General features: G+C 68.5%; 22 protein-coding genes. 13 read left to right on the forward strand and 9 right to left on the reverse strand.

The window, feature by feature from the left end:
• Positions 1 to 28 precede the first annotated feature (28 nt).
• Positions 29 to 1,207, forward strand: a complete 1,179-nt coding sequence (locus FOB47_RS14160) for a PA0069 family radical SAM protein (RefSeq protein ID WP_053823021.1) — start codon at positions 29 to 31, stop codon at positions 1,205 to 1,207.
• A gap of 122 nt (positions 1,208 to 1,329) precedes the next feature.
• Positions 1,330 to 2,553 (forward strand): polyhydroxyalkanoate depolymerase, encoded by a 1,224-nt coding sequence (phaZ, locus tag FOB47_RS14165; RefSeq protein ID WP_053821331.1) that lies wholly within the window; start codon positions 1,330 to 1,332, stop codon positions 2,551 to 2,553.
• A gap of 1 nt (position 2,554) precedes the next feature.
• Here the strand turns inward: phaZ and FOB47_RS14170 are convergent, their stop codons facing one another.
• From FOB47_RS14170 to FOB47_RS14190, 5 genes are all read right to left on the reverse strand, one after another.
• Positions 2,555 to 2,770, reverse strand: a complete 216-nt coding sequence (locus FOB47_RS14170; protein ID WP_053821332.1) for a hypothetical protein — start codon at positions 2,768 to 2,770, stop codon at positions 2,555 to 2,557.
• A gap of 141 nt (positions 2,771 to 2,911) precedes the next feature.
• Positions 2,912 to 3,418, reverse strand: coding sequence for a TM2 domain-containing protein (locus FOB47_RS14175; protein ID WP_390884809.1), 507 nt, complete (start codon positions 3,416 to 3,418; stop codon positions 2,912 to 2,914).
• Between the two features lie 209 nt (positions 3,419 to 3,627).
• The gene (locus FOB47_RS14180) at positions 3,628 to 3,837 is read right to left on the reverse strand and encodes a hypothetical protein (protein ID WP_144425751.1); all 210 of its coding nucleotides are present in this window, start codon (positions 3,835 to 3,837) and stop codon (positions 3,628 to 3,630) included.
• Between the two features lie 263 nt (positions 3,838 to 4,100).
• The gene (locus FOB47_RS14185) at positions 4,101 to 4,511 is read right to left on the reverse strand and encodes a hypothetical protein (protein ID WP_053821335.1); all 411 of its coding nucleotides are present in this window, start codon (positions 4,509 to 4,511) and stop codon (positions 4,101 to 4,103) included.
• Between the two features lie 197 nt (positions 4,512 to 4,708).
• Positions 4,709 to 5,824 carry a PQQ-dependent sugar dehydrogenase gene (locus FOB47_RS14190; protein WP_053821336.1) on the reverse strand — a complete coding sequence of 372 codons (1,116 nt, stop codon included), beginning with the start codon at positions 5,822 to 5,824 and terminating at the stop codon, positions 4,709 to 4,711.
• Between the two features lie 164 nt (positions 5,825 to 5,988).
• Between FOB47_RS14190 and rpsP the strand changes: the two genes are divergently transcribed.
• The 5 genes from rpsP to FOB47_RS14215 all read left to right on the forward strand — a co-directional run bounded on the left by rpsP (position 5,989) and on the right by FOB47_RS14215 (position 9,169).
• The gene (gene rpsP / locus FOB47_RS14195; RefSeq protein WP_006577009.1) at positions 5,989 to 6,240 is read left to right on the forward strand and encodes a 30S ribosomal protein S16; all 252 of its coding nucleotides are present in this window, start codon (positions 5,989 to 5,991) and stop codon (positions 6,238 to 6,240) included.
• Positions 6,241 to 6,275: 35 nt separating this feature from the next.
• Positions 6,276 to 6,986 (forward strand): ribosome maturation factor RimM, encoded by a 711-nt coding sequence (gene rimM, locus FOB47_RS14200; protein ID WP_390884808.1) that lies wholly within the window; start codon positions 6,276 to 6,278, stop codon positions 6,984 to 6,986.
• Positions 6,987 to 7,050: 64 nt separating this feature from the next.
• Entirely contained in the window at positions 7,051 to 7,833 is a 783-nt protein-coding gene (gene trmD, locus FOB47_RS14205; RefSeq protein ID WP_174781364.1) for a tRNA (guanosine(37)-N1)-methyltransferase TrmD, read from the forward strand.
• A gap of 75 nt (positions 7,834 to 7,908) precedes the next feature.
• Complete coding sequence (gene rplS, locus FOB47_RS14210; protein ID WP_053821338.1) at positions 7,909 to 8,298, forward strand: 50S ribosomal protein L19; 390 nt, start codon at positions 7,909 to 7,911, stop codon at positions 8,296 to 8,298.
• A gap of 190 nt (positions 8,299 to 8,488) precedes the next feature.
• Positions 8,489 to 9,169, forward strand: a complete 681-nt coding sequence (locus FOB47_RS14215; RefSeq protein WP_053821339.1) for a CoA pyrophosphatase — start codon at positions 8,489 to 8,491, stop codon at positions 9,167 to 9,169.
• Positions 9,170 to 9,205: 36 nt separating this feature from the next.
• Here FOB47_RS14215 and FOB47_RS14220 read toward each other — a convergent pair whose 3' ends face one another.
• Positions 9,206 to 10,090, reverse strand: coding sequence for a sulfurtransferase (locus tag FOB47_RS14220; protein WP_174781365.1), 885 nt, complete (start codon positions 10,088 to 10,090; stop codon positions 9,206 to 9,208).
• A gap of 258 nt (positions 10,091 to 10,348) precedes the next feature.
• Between FOB47_RS14220 and dnaE the strand changes: the two genes are divergently transcribed.
• A complete protein-coding gene (dnaE, locus tag FOB47_RS14225) occupies positions 10,349 to 13,861 on the forward strand; it encodes a DNA polymerase III subunit alpha (protein ID WP_174781366.1) in 3,513 nt (1,170 codons plus the stop codon).
• A 221-nt stretch (positions 13,862 to 14,082) separates the two neighbouring features.
• Here the strand turns inward: dnaE and FOB47_RS14230 are convergent, their stop codons facing one another.
• Positions 14,083 to 15,144 (reverse strand): glycosyltransferase, encoded by a 1,062-nt coding sequence (locus FOB47_RS14230; protein WP_174781367.1) that lies wholly within the window; start codon positions 15,142 to 15,144, stop codon positions 14,083 to 14,085.
• A gap of 295 nt (positions 15,145 to 15,439) precedes the next feature.
• On the opposite strand from FOB47_RS14230, the gene FOB47_RS14235 reads away from it, so the two are divergent.
• Positions 15,440 to 16,705: an O-antigen ligase family protein gene (locus FOB47_RS14235; protein WP_174781368.1), complete on the forward strand. Its 1,266-nt coding sequence runs from the start codon at positions 15,440 to 15,442 to the stop codon at positions 16,703 to 16,705.
• 36 nt (positions 16,706 to 16,741) lie between these two features.
• Here the strand turns inward: FOB47_RS14235 and FOB47_RS14240 are convergent, their stop codons facing one another.
• Both FOB47_RS14240 and FOB47_RS14245 read right to left on the reverse strand, forming a co-directional pair.
• Positions 16,742 to 17,785, reverse strand: coding sequence for a glycosyltransferase family 4 protein (locus FOB47_RS14240; protein ID WP_151022068.1), 1,044 nt, complete (start codon positions 17,783 to 17,785; stop codon positions 16,742 to 16,744).
• A gap of 48 nt (positions 17,786 to 17,833) precedes the next feature.
• Entirely contained in the window at positions 17,834 to 18,592 is a 759-nt protein-coding gene (locus FOB47_RS14245) for a glycosyltransferase family 2 protein (protein WP_053821343.1), read from the reverse strand.
• 233 nt (positions 18,593 to 18,825) lie between these two features.
• Here FOB47_RS14245 and msbA point away from each other — a divergent pair, with 233 nt between their 5' ends.
• The 4 genes from msbA to FOB47_RS14265 all read left to right on the forward strand — a co-directional run bounded on the left by msbA (position 18,826) and on the right by FOB47_RS14265 (position 22,510).
• The gene (gene msbA / locus FOB47_RS14250; protein ID WP_174781369.1) at positions 18,826 to 20,550 is read left to right on the forward strand and encodes a lipid A export permease/ATP-binding protein MsbA; all 1,725 of its coding nucleotides are present in this window, start codon (positions 18,826 to 18,828) and stop codon (positions 20,548 to 20,550) included.
• A 168-nt stretch (positions 20,551 to 20,718) separates the two neighbouring features.
• On the forward strand, positions 20,719 to 21,348 hold the full coding sequence (locus FOB47_RS14255) for a peroxidase-related enzyme (RefSeq protein ID WP_053821345.1): 630 nt from the start codon (positions 20,719 to 20,721) through the stop codon (positions 21,346 to 21,348).
• A 120-nt stretch (positions 21,349 to 21,468) separates the two neighbouring features.
• On the forward strand, positions 21,469 to 21,843 hold the full coding sequence (locus FOB47_RS14260) for a hypothetical protein (protein WP_390884807.1): 375 nt from the start codon (positions 21,469 to 21,471) through the stop codon (positions 21,841 to 21,843).
• 304 nt (positions 21,844 to 22,147) lie between these two features.
• On the forward strand, positions 22,148 to 22,510 hold the full coding sequence (locus FOB47_RS14265) for a hypothetical protein (protein ID WP_174781370.1): 363 nt from the start codon (positions 22,148 to 22,150) through the stop codon (positions 22,508 to 22,510).
• The last annotated feature ends 5 nt before the right edge of the window (positions 22,511 to 22,515 follow it).

Genomic DNA, 22,515 nt, shown 5'->3' on the forward strand with positions numbered 1-22,515 from the left:
GGCGGATGACGCCGCCGCCGAGCCGGCGATGCTGCGGCCACCGCCTCGACCGCTGAAGGGGCGTGGTGCCGTCAGCAATCTGCAGGGGCGTTTCGAGCGGGATACCCGCGAGCCCTTTGACGATGGCTGGGGTCCGGCCGACATCGGCGAGCACGAGGCCGCCGCGGGCGGCGAGAGCCGGGAAGGCGCCGCCGCCGAACCGGCCCCGCCGAAGCTGATCACCCGCGTCACGCAGGAGCAGGCCCGCTCCATCCTCAGCCGGAATTCGTCGCCGGACATTCCGTTCGGCGTCTCGCTGAATCCCTATCGCGGTTGCGAGCATGGCTGCATCTATTGCTTCGCGCGTCCGACGCACGCCTATCTCGACCTGTCGCCGGGGCTGGACTTCGAGACGCAGCTGTTCGCCAAGGCCAATGCCGCCGAGCGGCTGCGCGAGACGCTGTCGCGGCCGTCCTACCGATGCGAGCTGATCGCGCTGGGCGTCAACACCGACGCCTATCAACCGATCGAGCGGACCCAGCGCATCACGCGCCAGGTGCTGGAGGTGCTGCACGAATGCCACCATCCGGTCGCGCTGATCACCAAGTCGTCGCTGATCGAGCGCGACATCGATCTGCTGGCGCCGATGGCCGCCCGGCGGCTCGCGGTCGCCGCGATCACGATCACGACGCTCGATGCCGAGATCGCACGCACGCTGGAGCCGCGCGCGGCCACGCCGTCGCGACGGCTGCGGACGATCCGCACGCTGTCGGAGGCCGGCATTCCGGTCGCGGTCAGCGTGGCGCCGGTCATTCCCTTCATCACCGAGCCCGATCTGGAGCGCATTCTGGAGGCGGCGCGCGAGGCCGGCGCGGTCTATGCGAACTACATCGTGCTGCGCCTGCCGTGGGAGGTCGCGCCACTGTTCCAGCAATGGCTGGAGGCGCATTTCCCCGACCGGGCCGAGCGCGTGATGAATCGCGTCCGCGAGATGCGTGGCGGCAAGGATTACGATGCGGATTTCTCGACCCGCATGCGCGGCACCGGGGTCTGGGCGGACCTGATGCGCCAGCGCTTCCACAAGGCCGCCGATCGCCTCGGCTTTCGCTATCACCGCTTCGATCTGGATACCTCGCAGTTTGTCCCGCCCGCGCCGCCCGCCGGCATGCGCCGCGGCGCACGGGGTCCCCGCAAGCAACAGGACGACGCACAAGGTTCGCTGTTCTGAACCTGCGGGTTTGTACAAGTGCGACCCGCTGTCCATAATGGCTGTTCGATCCGCCGCGCCCGCCGCCGCCGCCTGCGGTGCGGTCGCGCTGCCGGCCATCTCGGCGTCGCCTTGGGGAAGCCATGATCCATCTGATGCAGCACGGCGGCCGCGCGGCCTTCGATCCGGTCGTGATGTGGGGCGAGCTGACCCAGCAGGCGCTCGCTGCCGGGCCGTATCCGCTGGCCGCGGCCACGCACCGCCGCCGTTTCGAACACTGCTACCGCTGGTTCCAGACCTGGCTCGCGCCGTTCGGCACGGCCCGTTTCGACTTCGATGACATCGAGGTAGATGGCATGCGCAAGCCGGTCAGCGAGAGCACGGTAGCCGTGACGCCGTTCTGCACGCTGCGGGCATTCCAGTGTCCTTCGCCGTCCCGCCGCAAGCCGCGCGCGCGCGTGCTGCTGTGCGCGCCGCTGGCCGGCCATCGCGCGGTGCTGATGCGCGATACCGTCGCGGCATTGCTGCCGCATGCGGACGTCTACGTCACCGACTGGGCCGATGCGCGCGATGTGCCGCGTGAAGCCGGCGCCTTCGGCCTTGACGATTACGTGCTGCTGGTGGAGCGCTTCATCCGTCAGCTCGATCCCGCCGGTCTGCATGTGCTTGCGGTCTGCCAGGCGACGGTGCCGGTGCTGGCCGCGGTCTCGCGCGTCGCGCAAGCCGATGGCGCCGAGCCGGCGACGCTGACGCTGATGGGCGGGCCGATCGATCCGCGGCTCGGGCCCACCACGCTCGATCGCGTCGCCGCCACGCTGTCGCTGCCGTGGCTCGAGGCGACCGCGATCGATGTGGTGCCCAGCGGCTATGCCGGTGCGGGGCGGCGCATCTATCCGGGCTTCCTGCAATATCCGGCGCTGGTCGCGGCGCAGCCGGACCGGCACGCGACGCTGATGTTCGACTGGCTATGCCGGCGCCAGGCCGTGGATGCGGATACCGCGCGCGAGATCGAGCGTGCCGTCGCGCAATACGGTGCCGTGCTCGACATGACCGCGGAATTCTTCTTCGACACGCTGCGCGTGGTGTTCCAGCAGATGCTGCTGCCCAAGGGCGCGTGGCGGGTTGCCGGCGAGATGGTGCGTCCCGACAGTCTGCGGCGAACCCGCCTGCTGACCGTCGAGGCCGAGCGCGACGACATTTCCGGGCCCGGACAGACGCATGCTGCGCAGGGCCTGTGCAGCGGCCTGCCGACACGATGCCGCGAACGGCTGACGATCGAACGTTGCGACCACTATGGTCTGTTCAGCGGCGCACGCTGGCGCGAGACGGTGCATCCCGCGGTGCGCCGCTGGCTCGCGGCGGCCTAGTTCATTGCCGGCCGGGCCGCACAGGGTTCGCCGCGGCATGGGGCCGCACCGCGCCTGCCCGCACCGGGCCGGCCGATCGCGGCGCCATGTCGTCGTCCATCATCCTGCAGGCCAGGTCCAGCGCGGCGACCGCGTCGTCGTGCGACAGGCCGGACGCGCGCATCAGTCTGACGGTCAACGCGGCCACCCGGCCCACTTCATAGCTGGGAACGTTCATGTCCACTCCTGGAGTTCACCGACCTTGCAAACATCGCGTTCAGTATGGTCGACGAACGGCGCAATGGGGTTGACGTGGATCAGCAAAACGAACGGCGCACGCGCACGGCTGCGATGTCCGCCGCGGCAATGTCGTTCCGCGCTATTGCGACAGCTCGCGCGCCGCTTCGACCTGCGACTCGAAGAAGGTCTGGAAGCTGATGGCCAGTCCTGCTATCAGCAGGCCGGTGCCGATCAGCAGCGACAGGATCACCAGGATCACGACGGGCCAGCCGGAGCGGGTCGGTTCGCCGTCCGGATTGAAGCGCGTGTCCCAACGCTCGTCCGGCCGCAGCCCATAGACGATGGCCGCCAGGAAGGCGCTGATCACCGAGGCGCCGCCGGCGACCGCGAAGGTCCAGTTCAGCGCCGGCGAGCCGGCGTGCAGCACCATGGAAGCGATGCCGAGCGCGCCAGCCAGCGTGGCCAGCAGGTGCAGCCAGCCATAGCGGTCGCGCAGCCCGCCCAGATAGAAGCGGTGGGCGCCGAGGCTGCCGAGCAGGAACGCCAGCGCAACGGTCAGCAGCTTGGACTTGCGCATCGGCGCGCGGCCCATGCCGGCGGCAATGGCGGGAGAGGCGGACGAGGCGGAGGACGGAGCGGCGGACATGGGCGTGGACATGAGGAAGGGAGAATCTGCCAGGAAGCAGACTCAGACGCGGCCATACGATAGAAGCGGGCAGTGCAGCGCACATTGTACGCCGCACCGCCCGCTTCGATGACCCGTTGGAAGGCCGGTGGATCGTTGATTCGATCACCGGCCCGGGGCGCTGGTGCAAAACCTGCAATGACCTGTCTTGCAGCAGCGTCCGATTGCCGTCAGCGCGGCGCGTTCGACACGACGCCCAGCAGGACGCCGAGATTGGTTTCGCCGTACAGCACGGCAGCCAGAATTCCCATGAACAATACGGTCAGAGTGAGCTGGCCCGCGTGTCGAGCCAGGTCGGTCAGCATGGATAGCATACGAACCTCGTCGGTTGGTTGGACGAAGGCCGCGCCCATCGCGACACGATCCGAAGGAGAGGGCATGTCAGTGTGCGTTCGCCGCCTGCGATCGACGGCACGCTGCTGAACACCGGTCAGCGCCGGGCGGCAGCCTGGTGGCGGCGCAGCTTCGGCCGCCACAAGCTGTTGGACCGTTGGAAGGCGGGTGGAGTTCCGGTGCGGGATTCCGCGCCCATCGCGATCGGCGAAAGGGCGAAAGGGCGAAAGGGGCCGGCAAACGCGAAAGGTCAGGGCGGCCGCCTGGCGCGGTCGCCGATCGTATCCGGACGGGGAAAGTTCGCGGGGGACTAGCGGGTGGTCTCGCGCCCGGAGCCTTGCCAGCCCGGTCCGACATTGGCGGGCCGATTGTCTCCGGACACGCCGCCGCCGTTCTGCGCGCTGCGGTCGGAAGTCTGCGTACGTTCGGGGAGGCCGCGTTCGGCCGGTGGGTTCGGGCGCCCGTTCAGCCGGCTGTCGGCGCGGGCGCGCGCTTCCATCCGCTCGATCTGGGCACGTACGTGATCAGGGCTTTCCGCGCGCATCACGGTGCGTTCCATGCCGGTCGGCAGCAGGCGTGCACCGAAGCCGAAGCCGTCCCGCATGTCGGCGCCTTGCCGCGACCAGCCGCCCTGAGCATGGCTCAGGGCCGCAAGGCCGAGCACCGACGCCACCAGCACGGTGGCGGCCGCGGCGTCGCGCAGGAGAGAGCGGAAAAGCATGCGGAATCCCAAAGCCTTCGCTTGCTGTCGTTATCGAGAAGATTGGGATCATGGTACGCAGCGCTGCCAGCAGGCGCCTATGCCAATCCCGTTACCGGTGTAACGGATTGTTTCGCCTGCGAATGCGGTCTGTTCTCATCTTCGGCGACGCCTGCGCGGGCGCCGCCCGGGGCGGCGTTCGACGGTGGATGGCGTCGCTATGGCGCATAGCGGATGCGGTAGATTGCGCCGGCCATGTCGTCGCTGACCAGCAACGAACCGTCGGGCGCGACCTCGACATCGGCGGGCCGACCCCACGGTTGACCGTCCTGCAGCCACCCCTGCGCGAACACCTCCTGCCGGACCGCCTTGCCGCTGTCGTCGAGCACCACGCGCGTGATGCGGTAGCCGATCCGTTCGCTGCGGTTCCAGCTGCCGTGCTCGGCAATGAAGATGTTGTTGCGATATTCGGCGGGGAACTGCGTGCCGGTGTAGAACCGCATGCCGAGCGCGGCCACGTGCGGACCCAGGCGGGCCACCGGCGGCTCGAACGCCGAGCACGGACGCTGCTTGCCGAATTCGGGATCGCGCAGATTGCCGGCGTGGCAATAGGGAAAGCCGAAATGCAGCCCGGCGCGCGGCGCGCGGTTCAGCTCGTCAGGCGGCTGGTCGTCGCCGAGCCAGTCGCGGCCGTTGTCGGTGAACCACAGCTCGCCGGTGGTTGGATGCCAGTCGAAGCCGACGGTGTTGCGCACGCCCTTGGCCACGACCTGCAGGTCCGTGCCGTCCGGCTTCATCTTCATCACGTTGGCGTAGCGCCCCTCGTCGCGCGTGCAGACATTGCATGGCGCGCCGATCGGCACGTACAGGTAGCCGTCCGGACCGAAGGCGATGAAGCGTCCGCCGTGGTGGGTCTCGCTGGGCAGCTGGTTGTTGATGACGACCGGCTTGGGCGGATTGGACAGGCGCTGTTCGATGCCATCCAGCCGCAGGATGCGCGAGACCGACGAGGTATAGAGCGCGCCGTCGCGCCAGGCCACGCCGATCGGCAGCGTCAGGCCGCTGGCAACCGTATGAACCACGGGCTTGCCGCTGAGCGGCGCCTGCACCGCGTAGACCTTGCCGGCGCCGCGGCTGCCGACGTACAGCGTGCCGCCCGGAGAAAACGTCATGCCGCGCGCCTCCGGCACGTCCCCGGTCAAGCGCTCGATCCGAAACCCGGGCGGCAACTGGATCTGCTCGAGCGACTGGGCCTGCGCGCTCGGCGCGATCGCGTGGGACAGCAGGGCGGCAAGCCCGGCCAGGACGGTGGAAAAGTGACTGAAGTAGCGCACGACCCCTCCTGCGATTGGTGTTTTTGCCACGATGCCGACGCGTGACGCGCCCGTCAATCGGCCCGCGCCGCCGTCAGACACCCTAAGTGTTTGTTTGGCCTCAGTAATTGGGCTATACTCTTGCGTTTCGTGTTCGAACACCCCGTTTTTCGAGGAATTCACCCATGGTCGTAATCCGTCTGGCCCGTGGCGGCAGCAAGAAGCGCCCGTTCTTCAATATCGTTGCAGCCGACTCGCGCAACCGCCGCGACGGCCGTTTCATCGAGCGTATCGGCTTCTACAACCCGCTGGCTTCGCAAGGCGAAGAAGGTCTGCGCCTGGCGCAAGACCGCCTGACCTACTGGCAAGGCGTTGGCGCCCAACTGTCGCCGACCGTTGCCCGTCTGGTCAAGCAGGGCGCCAAGGCCGCTGCCTGATTTTCGCTGTCCGATTTCGCTACCGCTAGTCTGCCGTGGCCACGTCCGCGCGCGGCACGCAACGGCGGCCGTTGAACCTGCCGCCCGGTGCCACCGGGAAAGGGACAGGGACCGGCACGCCGCGCGAGGTGCGCCAGGTGCGCGAGGCCCGTATCCCGGCCGCGCTGGTGCATGCGCAAGCCCTGCCCGAAGACCTGATCGAGGTCGGCTATGTGGCTGCCGCGTATGGCGTGCGCGGCTGGATCAAGGTCCAGCCCCATGCGCAGGACGCCGGTGCCTTGCTGCATGCGCGGCGCTGGTGGCTGCTGCAGCCCGAGGCTCCGGCTTCGAGGCCGGTGGCCCAGTCCGCGGCGCGCGAGTCGGAGCCGCTGTGCCTGAAGATCGCCCAGTCGCGCGAGCATAGCGGCACGGTGGTGGCACAGGCATCCGGTGTGGCGGACCGCAATCTGGCCGAGGCGCTCAAGGGGCGCCGCGTCTGGATCCGGCGCGAGGATTTCCCCGCGCCCGAAGAGAACGAGTTTTACTGGGTCGATCTGATCGGCTGCGCGGTGAGCAACGAGCAGGGCGAAGCCCTGGGCGAAGTCGCCGGGCTGATCGACAACGGCGCCCACCAGATCCTGCAGGTTGCCTACGCGCTGCCCGATGGCAAGCCCGGCGAGCGTCTGATTCCCTTCGTCGACGCCTATCTGCGCCACGTCGATATCGACGGCAGGCGCATCGTGGTGGACTGGGGGCTGGACTACTAGCCGCGGCAGCAAGGGCGGCAAGGCAACGGCAGGCAATGGCGGCAATGGAACAGGAGTGAGACGGATGCAGTTCGACGTGATCACGCTGTTCCCGGAGATGTTCCGCGCGCTGACCGACTGGGGCATCACCAGCCGGGCTGCCAAGCAGCAGCGCTATACGCTGCGCAGCTGGAATCCGCGGGACTTCACCACCGACAACTACCGCACCATCGACGACCGTCCCTATGGGGGCGGTCCGGGCATGGTGATGCTGGCCAAGCCGCTGGAAGACGCCATCGACGCCGCGGTTGCGGCGCAGGCGGATGCCGGTGCCAGCCCTGCCCACGTGGTGCTGATGTCGCCGCAGGGCGCGCCGCTGACGCACGCCAAGGTGGTCGAGCTGGCGCAGCGCCCCGGACTGGTGCTGATCTGCGGCCGCTACGAGGCGATCGACCAGCGCCTGATCGACCGCCGTGTCGACGAGGAAATCAGCCTCGGCGATTTCGTGCTGTCGGGCGGCGAGCTGCCGGCGATGGCGCTGATCGACGCGGTGGTGCGGCTGCTGCCCGGCGTGCTGGGCGACGCGCAATCCGCGGTGCAGGACAGCTTCGTCAACGGGCTGCTCGATTGTCCGCACTACACGCGGCCCGAGGAATATGAAGGCGTACGGGTCCCCGAGATATTGCTCGGCGGCCATCATGCCGAGATCGAAAAATGGCGGCGCCGTCAGGCGCTGGCCAATACGGCGCGCAAGCGGCCCGACCTGATCGAGTCCGCGCGCCGCCAAGGTTTGCTGACCAAGGCCGACGAGAAGTTCTTGTCGGAGTGGGCGGCGAAGGAAGGGCGGGGGCAAGCCTCCGCCAGTTGAAACCCCATCCTCTGTCGGGGCCGCGCCATCAGGCGAGGCATGCAACGCCGGCACGATGGCACAGGAGAAGAAACGATGAACATCATCGAGCAGATCGAGAAGGAAGAGATCGCGCGTCTGACCGCGAACAAGACCATCCCCGCATTCGCGCCGGGCGACACCGTTGTCGTCAACGTGAACGTGGTCGAAGGCAACCGCAAGCGCGTGCAGGCTTACGAAGGCGTGGTGATCGCCAAGCGCAACCGTGGCCTGAATTCGTCCTTCATCGTGCGCAAGATCTCGTCGGGTGAGGGCGTGGAGCGTACGTTCCAGCTGTACTCGCCGCTGATCGCCGGCATCGAAGTCAAGCGCCGCGGCGATGTGCGCCGCGCCAAGCTGTACTATCTGCGCCAGCGTTCGGGCAAGTCCGCTCGCATCAAGGAAAAGCTCGTCACCAAGGCCTCGAAGGTCGCGGCTGCCGAGTAAGACGCAGCGCCTGGCCGGCACGCCGGCCGGAGCGATGGACGGGGTTCGCGCCCCGTCTTCGAGGGCACCTTCGGGTGCCCTTTTTGCTTGGTGCCCTTCTGCCCGGGCCATGGACGATGGCCCGCATGGTGGACGGGCTGCCGCCCGGCGGCCGATGCGCCGCGGCGAGGTCTGTCATACTTGTGCCGCTATGCGCCCCGCCTTCGATCCCGAAGCGCTGCCGATCGTCTCGGTCGACAGCCAACACCCGCCGCTTTCCGAGCCGCGCCTGCGGCCCGACTTCATCCGCCATCGTTTCCTGAGCCCGCCGGCCTGGCAGCCCGAGCTGACCGACGAGTCGCGCGCCTACGACCCCAGGCAGAGCCTGCGCGACGCCGCGGTGCTGGTGCCGTTGGTGCAGCGCGCCGACGGCCTGACCGTGCTGCTGACGCAGCGCAACGCGAACCTCAGCGCGCACGCGGGACAGATCAGCTTTCCGGGCGGCCGCTGGGAGCCCGAGGATGCCAATCGCGTTGCCACCGCGCTGCGGGAAACCGAAGAAGAGATCGGGCTGGAGCGGGATTACATCGAGGTGCTGGGCGCGCTGCCGGACTACATCACCGGCACCGGCTTTCATGTCAGCCCGGTCGTGGCTCTGGTGCGCGATGGCTTCACGCTGCGCCCCGATGCGCGCGAGGTCGCCGATGTGTTCGAGGTGCCGCTGGCCTTTCTGATGGATCCGTCGCGCCATCAGCGGCGGCTGTTCCGCTGGGTCGACGGCGAGCGGATGTTCTACGCGATGCCGTATCCGCGCGAGGGCGGCGGGCATCGTTTCATCTGGGGCGCGACCGCGGGCATGCTGCGCAATCTGTACCACCTGCTGGCGGCCTAGCGCGCGGGCGCATGCCTGGCGACGGCGTGCAGGCGATCAGGCCCGCGCCGCTTTCCCTTCCTGCTTCGATTCGGACTCGCGCTGCGCCGCACGGTCGGCATGGCAGTGCGGGCAGCTGACGCCCACGACGTAGTGCGGGCTCTGCTGCTCCTCCGGCGTGACCACCGCACGGCAGGCGAAGCATTGCCTGGGGCCGGCCGGCTGCAATTCGGGATTGAGCGCGGTGCGGTAGTCGAAGACGAAGCAGTCGCCGCGATAGTGGTTGCCGCCGACCTCCTCGAAGTACTTCAGGATGCCGCCCTCGAGCTGATAGACGCGTTCGATGCCGGCCTGCTGCATATGGATCGCGCCCTTCTCGCAACGGATGCCGCCGGTGCAGAACGACACCACGGTCTTGCCGGCGAACTCGTCCTTGTGCTGCGCCACCACGGCCGGGAAGTCGCTGAACTTCTGCAGCCCGTAGTCGACCGCCTGCTCGAAGGTGCCGACCGCGACCTCGAACGCATTGCGCGTGTCGAGCATCACCACCGGGCGGCCTTCGTCGTCATGGCCCTGGTCGAGCCAGCGCTTCAGGTCGGCGGGGCGTACCGACGGCGCGCGGCCTTCCTCCGGCCGGATCAGCGGCATCTTCATCGTGATGATCTCGCGCTTGATCCGCACCAGCATCCGCTTGAACGGCTGGGTCTCCGACAGGCTCTCCTTCGGCTCCAGGTCGGCAAAGCGCGGATCGGCGCGCAGCCAGCCCACCACATCGTCGATGCCTTCACGGCCGCCGGCCAGGAACAGATTGATCCCCTCGGGAGCGAGCAGGATGGTGCCCTTGAGCCCGGCCGCCTCGCAGCGCTCGCGCAGGGCGGCGCGCAGCGTGTCGATGTCGTTCAGGGTGACGAACTTGTAGGCGGAAATATTGACGATCTGCATGGACTGCGGAGGATGGCGTGGCGGCATGCCGGTCGTGCCGGGCGGTGCCCGCGCAGGTGCCGGGGCCGGTCCGTGAACCGTGCCGCGGTGCCGCCATTAACTGCCTGATTGGAAACGCGAAATTATAGCGGCTCGGGCAGGCGGGCGGCGCCGTGCCTGAAGCGCGGATCGCCGCGCAACCGCTTGCGCATGCGGATTTCGTTACCCGCCGGCGGCCCGGCGGCCCGGCGGCCAGCGCGCGCCGGTACAATGGCGCCCATGTCTTCGCCCCGCTTCGTACATCTCCGTCTCCATTCCGAATACTCGATCGTCGACGGCATCGTCCGCCTCGAGGATGCGGTCAAGGCCGCCGCCGCCGATGGCATGGGCGCGCTCGCGCTGACCGACCTGGCCAATGCCTTCGGCCTGATCCGCTTCTACAAGGAGGCGCGCGGCGGCGGCGTCAAGCCGATCGTCGGCGCGGACGTCTGGCTGACCAACGCCGACGATCGCGACAAGCCCGCGCGCATGCTGCTGCTGGTGCAGGACCGGCGCGGCTATCTGAACCTGTGCGTGCTGCTGTCGCGCGCCTGGCTGTCGAACCAGTACCGCGGCCGCGCCGAGCTCGAGCCGGGGTGGTTCGAGGAACCCGGCGAGGACGGCCTGCCGCTGTCGAGCGGCCTGATCGCGCTGTCCGGCGCGATGGGCGGCGACGTCGGCCAGGCGCTGGCCAACGGCAACGAGGCGGCCGCTCAGCGCGCCGCGCGGCACTGGGCGACCGTGTTCCCGCAGCGCTATTACATCGAGCTGCAGCGCGCCGGCCATCCTGGCACCGAGGCCTATGTGCAACGCGCGGTGCAGCTGGCCGCGGCGCTGCAACTGCCGGTGGTCGCGACGCATCCGGTCCAGTTCATGACCCCCGACGACCATACCGCGCACGAGGCGCGCGTCTGTATCGCCGAGGGCGAGCTGCTGGCCAATCCGCGCCGCGCGCGCCGCTTCACCACCGACCAGTATTTCAAGACGCAGGACGAGATGTGCGCGTTGTTCGCCGACATCCCGTCGGCGCTCGAGAACGCGGTGCAGATCGCGCGCCGCTGCAACCTGACGCTCGAGCTCGGCAAGCCGCGCCTGCCGCTGTTCCCGACGCCGGACGGCATGTCGCTGGACGACTATCTGGTGCACATGTCGAAGGAGGGCCTGGAGCGCCGTCTGGAGGTGCTGTTCCCCGACGAGGCGACGCGCGAGGCGAAGCGCCCCGAGTATTACGCGCGGCTGGAGTTCGAGACCGGCATCATCATCAAGATGGGGTTCCCCGGCTACTTCCTGATCGTGGCGGACTTCATCAACTGGGCCAAGAACAACGGCGTGCCGGTCGGTCCGGGGCGCGGCTCGGGCGCCGGCTCGCTGGTCGCCTACGCGCTGGGCATCACCGACCTCGATCCGCTGAAGTACGCGCTGCTGTTCGAGCGTTTCCTGAATCCGGAGCGGGTGTCGATGCCCGACTTCGATATCGACTTCTGCCAGCACGGCCGCGATCGCGTGATCCAGTACGTCAAGGAGAAGTACGGCAAGGACGCGGTGTCGCAGATCGCCACCTTCGGCACCATGGCGGCCAAGGCCGCGGTGCGCGACGTCGGCCGCGTGCTCGATCTGGGCTACAACTTCGTCGACGGCGTGGCCAAGCTGATCCCGTTCAAGCCCGGCAAGCTGGTGACGATCGAGGAGGCCAAGAAGGAAGAGCCGCTGCTGACCGAGCGCGAGAACAACGAAGAGGAAGTGCGCCAGCTGCTCGAGCTGGCGCAGCGCGTCGAAGGCATGACCCGCAACGTCGGCATGCACGCCGGCGGCGTGCTGATCGCGCCGGGCAAGCTGACGGACTTCTGTCCGCTGTACACGCAGGGCGGCCAGAACGACGGCATGAGCGGCGTGGTCAGCCAGTACGACAAGGACGACGTCGAGGCCGCCGGCCTGGTCAAGTTCGACTTTCTGGGCCTGACCACGCTGACGATCCTCGACTGGGCCGAGCGCTATATCCGCCGGCTCGATCCGGGCAAGGCCGACTGGAATTGCAGCCAGATCCCGCTCGACGATCCGGCCGCCTTCGACATCCTGAAGTCCGCCAACACGGTGGCGGTGTTCCAGCTGGAAAGCCGCGGCATGCAGGGCATGCTCAAGGACGCCAAGCCCGACCGCTTCGAGGACATCATCGCGCTGGTGTCGCTGTACCGCCCGGGTCCGATGGACCTGATCCCCAGTTTCTGCGCGCGCAAGCACGGGCGCGAGAAGGTGGAATATCCGGACCCGCGCGTCGAACCCGTCCTGAAAGAGACCTACGGCATCATGGTCTATCAGGAGCAGGTGATGCAGATGGCGCAGATCATCGGCGGCTACTCGCTCGGTGGCGCCGACCTGCTGCGCCGCGCGATGGGCAAGAAGAAGCCCGAAGAGATGGCCAAGCATCGCGAGCTGTTCCGCGAGGGCGCCGCGAAGAACGGGCTGTCGGCCGACAAGGCCGACGAGATCTTCGACCTGATGGAGAAGTTCGCCGGCTACGGCTTCAACAAGTCGCACGCGGCCGCCTATGCCTTGCTGGCCTACTACACCGCATGGCTGAAGGCGCATCATCCGGCCGAATTCATGGCGGCCAACATGTCGCTGGCGATGGACGACACCGACAAGGTCAAGATCCTCTACGAGGATTGCCGCGCCAACGGGCTGCGCGTGCTGCCGCCGGACGTCAATGCCAGCGAATACCGTTTCGCCCCGACCGATGCGAAGACGATCCGCTACGGACTGGGCGGCATCAAGGGCTCGGGCCAGGGCGCGATCGAGGACATCCTGCGCGCGCGCGAGGAACGGCCCTTTACCGACCTGTTCGACTTCTGCGAGCGTGTCGACCGCCGCCAGGTCAACCGCCGCACGATCGAGGCGCTGATCCGCGCCGGCGCCTTCGACACGCTGCATCCGAACCGCGCCCAGCTGCTGGCCTCGGTGCCGCGCGCGATGGAGGCGGCCGAGCAGAAGGCCGAATCGGCCAACCAGGTGTCGCTGTTCGACCTGATGGCCGACGACGGCGACGCGCACCGTCCCGAGCTGATCGACGAGCCGGCGTGGACGCCCAAGCGCATGCTGCAGGAAGAAAAGCAGGCGCTCGGCTACTACTTCTCCGGCCACCTGTTCGATGCCTATCGCGACGAGGTGCGGCGCTTCGTCAAGGGCACGCTGGCCGCGCTGGAAAAGGAAGTGCAGGGCAACGGCGGCGGCTATGGCCGCGACGTGCGCGGCAAGATGGTCGCCGGCGTGATCACCGGCATCCGCACCCAGATGACCCAGCGCGGCAAGATGCTGATCGTGCTGCTCGACGACGGCACCGGGCAGATCGAAATGACGGTGTTCAACGAGTTGTTCGACGCCAACCGGCACATGTTCCGCGAGGACGAACTGCTGATCGCGCAGGGCAATGCGCGCCACGACACCTTCACCGGCGGCGTGCGCTTCACCGCGGAAACGGTGATGGATCTGACCACTGCCCGCATCCGCCATGCGCGCGCGCTGAAGCTGTCGCTGAACGGCAATTCGTCGACCGCGATGCTGCGCGAACTGCTGACCCCGCATCTGGCGCAATCCGCCGGCGGCGCGGGCTTGCCGGTCTGCATCCAGTACGCGAGCGCCTCGGCGGTCTGCGAGGCGGTGCTGGGCCAGGCGTGGCAGGTGGTGCCGTCGGACGACACGCTGGCGGCGCTGCGCGCGGCGCTGTCGCCGGAGTGCGTCAGTACGCTGTACGAGTGAGGGGCCAGCGAGGCATCGATCTGGCGGGACGCGTGCCTTCCCGATATCGGGTGTTACCGGCTCCCTCTCCCGCTTGCGGGAGAGGGTAGGGGAGAGCCAACAGGGCGGTTCAGCGAGCGTTGAGGGTTACAGGAAGCGCCCGCTTCCTCTCTCCAAGCCTCTCTCCCGCACGCGGCAGACAGGAGTACCGAAGCCCCTCAGCGCTTCATCCCCTGACCCCTTCATCCCTTCATTCCCTTCACCAGATTCCCCAGTGCGAAGAACGGCGCATAGACGCCGGGGCAGGCGGCATAGAGGAACATCCGCAGCCGGTGGCCCAGCCGTACGCCGCGCGAGCCGAACAGCAGCCGCAGGCGCTCGCCGGTGCTGGTGGCGGCAAAGATGTCCCGCGTGAAGGTTTCGCGCGCCAGCTTGCCGGCCTTGTGGCGCCGCATCGCATCGCCGGCGCCTGCCAGTTCGGCGTCCTGGATGAATTGCAGCGTCTCGGCCAGCGAGCTGCGGTTGGTCAGCTGGATTCGCCTGACGAAGTCGGCCGGCGTGCGCCACTTGCGCTTGCCCGAGACGCCGCCGCGGCGATAGCGCACCAGCGGCCGCCGCAGCGTGATGGCGCCGCCGCCGAGCACGGCGCGCAGCGTGGTGATCTGGTCTTCGGAGATCATGCCCGGCGCGATCGGGCCGAAGCGTTCGAACTGCCGGCGGGTCCAGGTATGCGAGGCGCCGATGACGACCGGCGGTTCGGCCATCCAGCGGTCCACGCTGTCATAGATGCCGAGCTCGCTGTGCGCGATGGTGCCGTGGTCGGTGCCCTCGTAGTCCATGTCGATCAGGTCGGTGGCGATCAGGTCCGGCTTGCGGCCGTGCGCGAGCCAGGCCTGGGCGACCTCGCGGCAGCGCGTCGGCAGCGAGATATCGTCGCCGGCGGCGACGAAGATCAGCTCGCCGTGCGACAGCTCGACCAGCTGGCTCAGGTGTCCGCTGATGCCGAGGTTGACCGGATTGCGCCGCAGCGTCACGCGATGCGGGCCGGCGTAGCCCTGCAGCGCCTGCTGCGCGGCGGCGAAGGTGTCGTCGGTCGAGGCGTCGTCCGAGACGATGATCTCCAGGTCCGGGTAGTCCTGGGCCAGCGCGCCGGCGATCGCGTCGGCGATGAAGCGTCGCTGGTTGTAGGTGATCAGCAGCAGCGTCGCGGACGGCCACGCGCGGTCCCGCGCATTCGCCGCGTCCGTCGCGTCCGCCGTCTCGGCCGTCGCCCGCACCTCGCCGCCATTGACCGTACCGCTCATCCTCGCTCCCTCTCTACCTGCAAATCCGCTTGCCAATCCGCTTGCGCTTGCCAATCTGCTTGCGCTTGCCAATCTGCTTGCATTTGCGCTCGCCACGCGCGTGGCCCGCATTTGGCCCCATCGCGGCAAGGCCGAACGATACCATGCCGCTCCGGCCCCCCTCGCAGGGAGGGTGGCGCAAGGGGCAACGGTATAATGCGCCGCGTGGCGGCCCCGGCTGCCCCTTGTTTCCGGCTCATGGCCAATGTGCCCGCCAACGCCGTTCCGGCGCCGATCCGTATTTCACCCCATGAGCATGCATCGTGTTTCCATCGGTGTCGCGGCGATCGCCGCGGCGCTGTCCCCTGTGCTGATGCTGACCCTGCAGGGCGGCACCGGCTACTGCTTCTTCGTCGTGCTGGCCTTCAGCCTGCTGTGGCTGAGCCAGGCCGAGAACCGCCGCCAAAGCCGCGAACTGTTGCTGCGCTACAAGTGGTATGTCGTCGCGATGACGGCCTATCCGCTGGCGATCGGCCTGCAGGCGCTGCTGACCGGCGAGGTGCCGTCACGCGCCTTCGACTCGCCATCGCGGCTGCTGCTGTCCGTGCCGATCTTCCTGCTGCTCGCCGCGGTGCCGGCCGAGCGGCTGCGGCCGTTCCAGTGGGGCTGCGTGGCCGGCGCGCTGGGCGCCTGCTTCTGGTCCGTGCTGATCCTGTTCTCGCCGGCCGAGTGGGTGATGTCCGGCCGCGCCGGCAACCCCTTCACCAATCCGATTCCGTTCGGCGACACCGCGCTGGTGCTCGGCTTCATGGGCGCGATTCCGCTGGCCGAACGCGGGCGCCCGCGCTGGGAGCAGGTGCTGCGCCTGCTGGGGCTGGCGGCCGGCTGCTATGCGTCGTACGCGTCGGAGAGCCGCGGCGGCTGGATCGCCATTCCGGTGATGCTGTGGGTGCTGCTGTGCCGCTTCGACCTGGCGCGCGTGCGCCCGCGCCGGCTGATGCTGGTGTTTGCCGCGTCGCTGACGCTGGGTGCGATGGCGGCGCTCAATACGCCGGTGGTGCAGAGCCGGATTGCCGCGGCGACCTCGGACTTCGAGCGGCTGGCGCACGGCGACGCCGATACCTCGATCGGCCTGCGATTGCAGCTGTGGCAGGCGGCCTGGACGCTGTTCGAGCGGGAGCCGGCGCTGGGCGTCGGCAAGGGCACGTTGAAGGACAATCTGCAGGTGCTGGCCGAGCGCGGCGAGGCTTCGCCGGCGATCGTCCATCCGCACGCGCACAACGAGCTGTTCTCGACGCTGGCCGAGATGGGGCTGCTGGGGCTGGCGGCACTGCTGCTGCTGTACTACGGCTCGGCGATCCATTTCTGGCGCCATCGTCATTCGCCGGATCCCGACATCGCGACCGCGGCCGCGATGGGCCTGGTGCTGACGCTGGGGACGGTGGTGTTCGGGCTGACCATCGACGTGTTCACGCTGGTGATGAACACCGCTTTCTTCGGGCTGACGTCGGCGACGCTGCTGGGCATCATCGCCAACCGCACCCGGCAGCTGGAAGCCGCGGCTGCCACCAGGCAGCGCTGAGCGGACCGTAGGTCCCGGACCCGAGGCGGAATTCTCTCAGGCGCCACCCAGCCGCAGCAGCGCATCGAGATGCGCCGCCGGTTCGGGGTTGTAGCGCAGATGACGGCGCGGCTCGGCGATCCGCGCGCCGCCATCCTTCGACCAGGCCACGGCCTCGCGCATCGCGGCGGCGATCGCCGCCACGTCGGTGCGCGGGAAGCGCCGCGCCACCGCATCGTCCATCACCTCGAGGCAGGCGATATTGTCCGCGAGCAGCACAGGGGTGCCGCACAGCACCGACTCGATGCCGACCAGCCCGAACGGCTCGTAGCTGGACGCCAGCACGGTGAAATCGGCGGCGGCATAGAGCTCGGCCATGTTGGCGCAGTAGCCCAGTTCGCGGACGCCGGGCAGTGACTTGCCGACCGGCCGGCCGGCGACGGCGAGCGTTGCATCGAGGCCGCTGTCGGCCAGCGCGCGGGCCAGCACATCGAGCCCCTTGCGGGAGTGGTCGGACGACGGGAACAGGAACACCGGCGTGTCGCCGAAGCCGAAGCGCTGGCGCAATGCCGCACGCGCGGCATCGTCGATCGGGCGGAAGCGCGCGATGTCCACCGGCGGATAGAGCAGTGCGAGCCGGTCCTCCGGCACGCCATAGAGCTCGGCCAGCTCGTCGGCCATCATTTGCGAATGCGCGACCACGCAGCGCGCGGCCGCATAGTGGCGCGATTCCAGTTCGATCTGGCGCCGGTCCCAGAAGGTCGACGCGCGTCCCGATGCGCGCAGGTAGCCGCGATGGGTGCCGCCGCAGACCGCCAGGTCGGCGCCGACCACGCGGTTGCAGCCGATCAGCAGATCGCAGTGGCGATGCGCGTCGCGCATGCCCCACGAGAACGCGGTGTCGCGCATCTTGCCGGGCAGCCAGCGCACGCGCACCAGATGGCGGTCGACCTGACCGTACTCGGGGATGTCGGTGTCGAAGCGGCGCGCGAACACCGCCGGGCGCTCGCCGCGCGCGATCAGGCCGCGCGCCAGGTCCAGCGCATAGCGTTCGAAGCCGCCGCCTTTGCCGAAGCGGTTGCAGGAGATGCCGATCTTCATGGACACGGATATCGGGACGGAAGGAAAGCCGGGGTCATGGGCGGCCGTTCATTGGCCGCCGGCCTGCTGCCGGCCCAGGTACCACAGCTTCAGATATTTGTAATAGCTCGCCTGCGCGTTCATCAGCGCGACGCCGAAGCCCTCGGCGCCGTCGAGAATGCTGCGGCGAAGCAGCCAGGTCCGCACGAAGGCCCACAGGCCGTGGCCCGCGGCGGCCAGGGGCGACGAACGCTTGCCGCGGCTGAATGCCTGGCGCGCGCCGGCCGACGAATAGCTGTCGATCTTGCGCAGCACGTCGGAGTAGTCGCGATAGCTGTAGTGCGTCAGCGGTTCGCGCAGCCGGCCGAGCCGGCCCTGCACGATCAGGCTCTCGTGCACCAGCGCATCGCTGAAGCGCCCATGGCCTCGGCGCACGAGCCGCGTCACATAGTCGGGATACCAGCCGCCATGGCGGATGAAGCGGCCGCAGAACTGCGACAGCCGCGGCATTTCGTAGCCGTCGGCGCTGTCAGTGGCGATCGCGGCGAGGATCTCGTCGCGCAGCGCCGGGCTGACGCGCTCGTCGGCATCGATGCTGAGGATCCAGTCGCCCGTCGCGGCGTCGACCGCGCGATTCTTCTGCGGCCCGAAGCCGGGCCAGTCTTCGGTCTGGATCACGCGCGCGCCCATGTCCCGGGCAATCGCCGGGGTGGCGTCCGCGCTCATGCAATCCACTATAATCGCCTCGTCACACCACTTCACGCTCTCCAGACAGGCCTGGATATTGTGGGCTTCGTTGCGGGTGATGATGACGACGGAGAGTTTCATTGACGTGGTCGTATGGCCTGCTGTATTGACGCGACCGAGCCGCGATCCGACCGCCATCGGCACGGTATCGCCCCGGTCGAGCGCGGCGCCATTGTACCCCGGCCCCTGCCGGCCCCTGCGCCGCGCCGACCCCGCCGGTGCCCGCTTCCGGTCCCCGGCCCGGGCTCACCGGTGCCTCTGATTATTCCGAAGGAGTGTTCTTGTCCCGCCCATCGACGCCAGGTGTGCAAACCATGCCCGCCCGACTCTGGTCCTACCTGCGCCCGGAGTTGCGCATCTTTATCGCCGCCATCGTCGCGATGGCCGTCGTGGCCGCCAGCGAAGGGGTGATCCCCAAGGTCGTCAACGATCTGCTGGACAAGGGCTTCGGCGGTGACTACGCCGGCAAGCTTTGGCATGTGCCGGCGATCCTGACCGGCGTCGCGCTGATTCGCGGCCTGGCGCAGTTCGCCTCGGGCTATCTGCTGAGCCTGATCTCCAACCGCGTGCTGCTGAAGATGCGGCTGCAGATGTTCGAGCGGATGCTGCATGTGCCCGCGATGTTCTTCCATCGCAATACCGCGGCGTCGCTGATCAATGCGGTGATCTTCGAGGTCAACCAGGTGCTGCAGATCCTGACCAGCGTGTTCATCACGCTGGTGCGGGACTCGCTGACCGTGGTCGCGCTGTTGATCTACCTGTTCTACACGAATTGGCGGCTGACGCTGATCGTGGCGGTGATCCTGCCGGTGATCGGCTACCTGATGTCGAAGATCAACCGGCGCCTGCGCAAGCTCAACCGCGAGCACCAGACGCTGACCAACAGCGCCGCCTACGTCGTCGAGGAAGCGGCCGGCGGTTTCAAGGTGGTCAAGCTGCACGGCGGCGAGACCTACGAACTGGCGCGCTTTCGCGCGATGGCCGAGCGGCTGAAGAACTACTCGATGCGGATGGCGGTCGCGGGCGGGCTGAATCAGCCGGTCACCGCGTTCCTGGCGGCGCTGGCGCTGTCGGTGATCATCACCATCGCGATGGTGCAGGCGCAGGGCAATCAGACCACCATCGGCGGCTTCACCGGCTTCGTGATGGCGATGCTGCTGCTGATCTCGCCGCTGAAGCATCTGACGGACATCAACCAGCCGCTGACGCGCGGCATGACCGCCGCCGAAATGATCTTCCGGCTGATCGACGAGCCGGTCGAGCCGCAGCATGGCGGACTGCCGCTGGAGCGCGCGCGCGGCGAGCTGGTGTTCGAGCGCGTCGGCTTCCGCTACGGCGATGCCGGGCGGCCGGCGCTGCAGGACGTGTCGCTGCGCGTGAGCCCGGGCGAGGTGCTGGCGCTGGTCGGCCCGTCGGGCAGCGGCAAGACCACGCTGGTCAATCTGGTGCCGCGCTTCTTCGACGCGACCGAAGGACGCATCCTGCTCGATGGCCAGCCGCTCGATGCGCTGGCGCTGAAGGACCTGCGCCGCCAGATCGCCTTCGTCAGCCAGGACGTGGTGCTGTTCAACGACACCGTCGCCGCCAACGTGGCCTATGGCGTGCACTCGGCCGACCAGATCGACCTGGCGCGGGTCGAACGCGCGCTGGAAGCCGCCTATCTGACCGACGTGGTCAAGGCGTTGCCCGAGGGCCTGCAGACCAATATCGGCGACAACGGCATGAAGCTGTCCGGCGGGCAGCGCCAGCGCCTGGCGATCGCGCGTGCGCTGTACAAGGACGCGCCGATCCTGATTCTGGACGAGGCCACCTCGGCGCTGGACTCCGAGTCCGAGCGCCAGGTCCAGGCCGCGCTCGAATCGCTGATGGTCGGCCGTACCACGCTGGTGATCGCGCACCGGCTGTCGACCATCGAGAACGCCGACCGCATCGCGGTGCTGGATCAGGGCCGCATCGCCGAGCACGGCACCCATGCCGAACTGCTGGCCGCCAACGGGTTGTACGCCGGGCTGCACCGGATCCAGTTCGCGACGCAGTAAGTTGGCCTCGCAGTAAGCCGGCCTCGCAGTAAACCGGCCGCGCGCTTAGCCGCCGGCCGGCGAGGCTTGGCGTGCCGCCGTGGCTGGCCGATACTGTCGCAGGCCCCCGCACACCGCGCGGGGCCATGCCGACAGCCGGATCAACCGGAACCCACCGAGGAGACCACGATGAGCGAATCGCAGCAAGCCAGTCCGTCCTCGACTGCATCGGCCGACAAGCCGATCAGCCGCTACCCCGTGCCGACACTGGAGCAGGTCCCCGACGATATCCGCGAGCGGATCCTGGCGGTGCAGGAGAAGGCGGGCTTCGTGCCCAATGTCTTTCTCGCGCTGGCGCACCGGCCGGCCGAGTTTCGCGCCTTCTTCGCCTATCACGACGCGCTGATGGACAAGGAGGGCGGGCTGACCAAGGGCGAGCGCGAGATGATCGTGGTCGCCACCTCCGGCGTCAACCAGTGCCTCTATTGCGTGGTCGCGCACGGCGCGATCCTGCGCATCTACGAGAAGAAGCCGCTGCTGGCCGACCAGGTCGCGGTCAATTACCGCAAGGCCGACCTGCCGCCGCGGCAGCGCGCGATGCTCGATTTCGCGATGAAGGTCTGCCAGGCCTCGCACGAGATCGACGAGGCGGACTTCGACGCGCTGCGCCCGCACGGCTTCTCCGACGAGGACGCCTGGGATATCGCCGCGATCACCGCCTTCTTCGGCCTGTCGAACCGCATGGCCAACACCATCGGCATGCGCCCCAACGACGAGTTCTTCCTGATGGGGCGCGTGCCCAAGGCAAAGTCGTCCTGACGACGCCGTCCCGACCACGGCCGTTCTCGCCACGGCCGTCGTGGTCACTGCCCTGATGACCACGGCCCCCATGACTCCCGGCGGCACACGCTGTCCGCCATCGACCTGCAAGGAGATTGCATGCACCGGATCGTCGACCGATCGCTTGTTTCCCGCCTGCTTTCGCGCTGGATTGGCCTCGGTGGCCTGGGCCGGCTGGCTGGCGCCGCTGCCGGCGCGGCCATGCTGACCGCCTGCGCCAGCGAACCGCCGCCTGGCCCGCCGCCGCCGCCGATGGGAGGCGCGGCCACGCCGCAAGGCTGCGCCGCCGACAAGCTCGCCGACGACGCGCTGGTCGGCAAGCCCGAGGCCGAGGCGATCGCGCTGCTGGACGGCTGCGCCTGGCGCATCGGCCAGCGCGACGCGCAGCAGTTTCCCGGCACCATGGATTACCGTCCGGACCGCCGCACGCTCGGCATCGCGGGTGGGCTCGTGGTCTGGGTCAAGCGCGGCTGAACGTCGGCATGCCAATGCCGACGTTGGTGGACCAATTGCAATAGGGCACGGCGATTGCGAAAGCAACCGCGGCCTCGATTGCGGATGATCCGGGTCTTGCTTGCGGTGACGGTTCGCCGAACCGGATCACCGCATCCTTCCCCAGTCAATTCGCCAACATCGAGGCCGCCACATGAGAGTCGGGCACCGCGTTAGTCTCCCGCAATCGCCATCGCAACCCACGCGCACGGTGTCCGTGCCGTCCCATCTGGGCCGAGCGCCCCGCAACGCCCCCGCGGTTGGCGCCCAGCAAGCCGCGCCGCTGTTGCCCGCATGGCAGGCGCCGCAGGCTCCGGCAGCGCCCCGGCTGGCGGAGCGGCTCAAGAGCGGGCTCTGGTGGCTCGTGCGGGCGCGCGGCATGCCGCAGGCTCCGGTGCCGGGCGCCGGTCGCATTGTTGGCCGCGTGCTGGTCAGGGCAGCGCAGGGCGCGGTGGTTGGCGGCATCGTCTGTGCCCTCGTCATGACTGGCATGGCGATCCCCGCCCTCTTCGCGGCAGCGGGGATCGTTGCGTTGGTGGGGATGTGCGCGGCGCTCGGATACGTGGCCGGCAAGCTGCCTGGCGCGGCTGGCAACCTTGATATGCATCGGCCGCGAACTGGCGGCACCGGCGGCGGTCGGGCCGAATGATCGCT

The organism is Cupriavidus gilardii (assembly GCF_013347325.1).
Taxonomy (GTDB): domain Bacteria; phylum Pseudomonadota; class Gammaproteobacteria; order Burkholderiales; family Burkholderiaceae; genus Cupriavidus; species Cupriavidus gilardii.

Coding starts and splice junctions, on each gene's coding strand:
- trmD (WP_174781364.1), top strand. CDS start 7,051: ATGCAGTTCGACGTGATCACGCTGTTCCCGGAGATGTTCCGCGCGCTG.
- rplS (WP_053821338.1), top strand. CDS start 7,909: ATGAACATCATCGAGCAGATCGAGAAGGAAGAGATCGCGCGTCTGACC.
- FOB47_RS14240 (WP_151022068.1), bottom strand. CDS start 17,785: ATGAAGATCGGCATCTCCTGCAACCGCTTCGGCAAAGGCGGCGGCTTC.
- msbA (WP_174781369.1), top strand. CDS start 18,826: ATGCCCGCCCGACTCTGGTCCTACCTGCGCCCGGAGTTGCGCATCTTT.
- FOB47_RS14185 (WP_053821335.1), bottom strand. CDS start 4,511: ATGCTTTTCCGCTCTCTCCTGCGCGACGCCGCGGCCGCCACCGTGCTG.
- FOB47_RS14230 (WP_174781367.1), bottom strand. CDS start 15,144: ATGAGCGGTACGGTCAATGGCGGCGAGGTGCGGGCGACGGCCGAGACG.
- FOB47_RS14255 (WP_053821345.1), top strand. CDS start 20,719: ATGAGCGAATCGCAGCAAGCCAGTCCGTCCTCGACTGCATCGGCCGAC.
- dnaE (WP_174781366.1), top strand. CDS start 10,349: ATGTCTTCGCCCCGCTTCGTACATCTCCGTCTCCATTCCGAATACTCG.
- rpsP (WP_006577009.1), top strand. CDS start 5,989: ATGGTCGTAATCCGTCTGGCCCGTGGCGGCAGCAAGAAGCGCCCGTTC.
- FOB47_RS14160 (WP_053823021.1), top strand. CDS start 29: ATGCTGCGGCCACCGCCTCGACCGCTGAAGGGGCGTGGTGCCGTCAGC.
- FOB47_RS14175 (WP_390884809.1), bottom strand. CDS start 3,418: ATGTCCGCCGCTCCGTCCTCCGCCTCGTCCGCCTCTCCCGCCATTGCC.
- FOB47_RS14215 (WP_053821339.1), top strand. CDS start 8,489: ATGCGCCCCGCCTTCGATCCCGAAGCGCTGCCGATCGTCTCGGTCGAC.
- FOB47_RS14180 (WP_144425751.1), bottom strand. CDS start 3,837: ATGCCCTCTCCTTCGGATCGTGTCGCGATGGGCGCGGCCTTCGTCCAA.
- phaZ (WP_053821331.1), top strand. CDS start 1,330: ATGATCCATCTGATGCAGCACGGCGGCCGCGCGGCCTTCGATCCGGTC.
- FOB47_RS14260 (WP_390884807.1), top strand. CDS start 21,469: ATGCACCGGATCGTCGACCGATCGCTTGTTTCCCGCCTGCTTTCGCGC.
- FOB47_RS14170 (WP_053821332.1), bottom strand. CDS start 2,770: ATGAACGTTCCCAGCTATGAAGTGGGCCGGGTGGCCGCGTTGACCGTC.
- FOB47_RS14220 (WP_174781365.1), bottom strand. CDS start 10,090: ATGCAGATCGTCAATATTTCCGCCTACAAGTTCGTCACCCTGAACGAC.
- FOB47_RS14235 (WP_174781368.1), top strand. CDS start 15,440: ATGCATCGTGTTTCCATCGGTGTCGCGGCGATCGCCGCGGCGCTGTCC.
- FOB47_RS14245 (WP_053821343.1), bottom strand. CDS start 18,592: ATGAAACTCTCCGTCGTCATCATCACCCGCAACGAAGCCCACAATATC.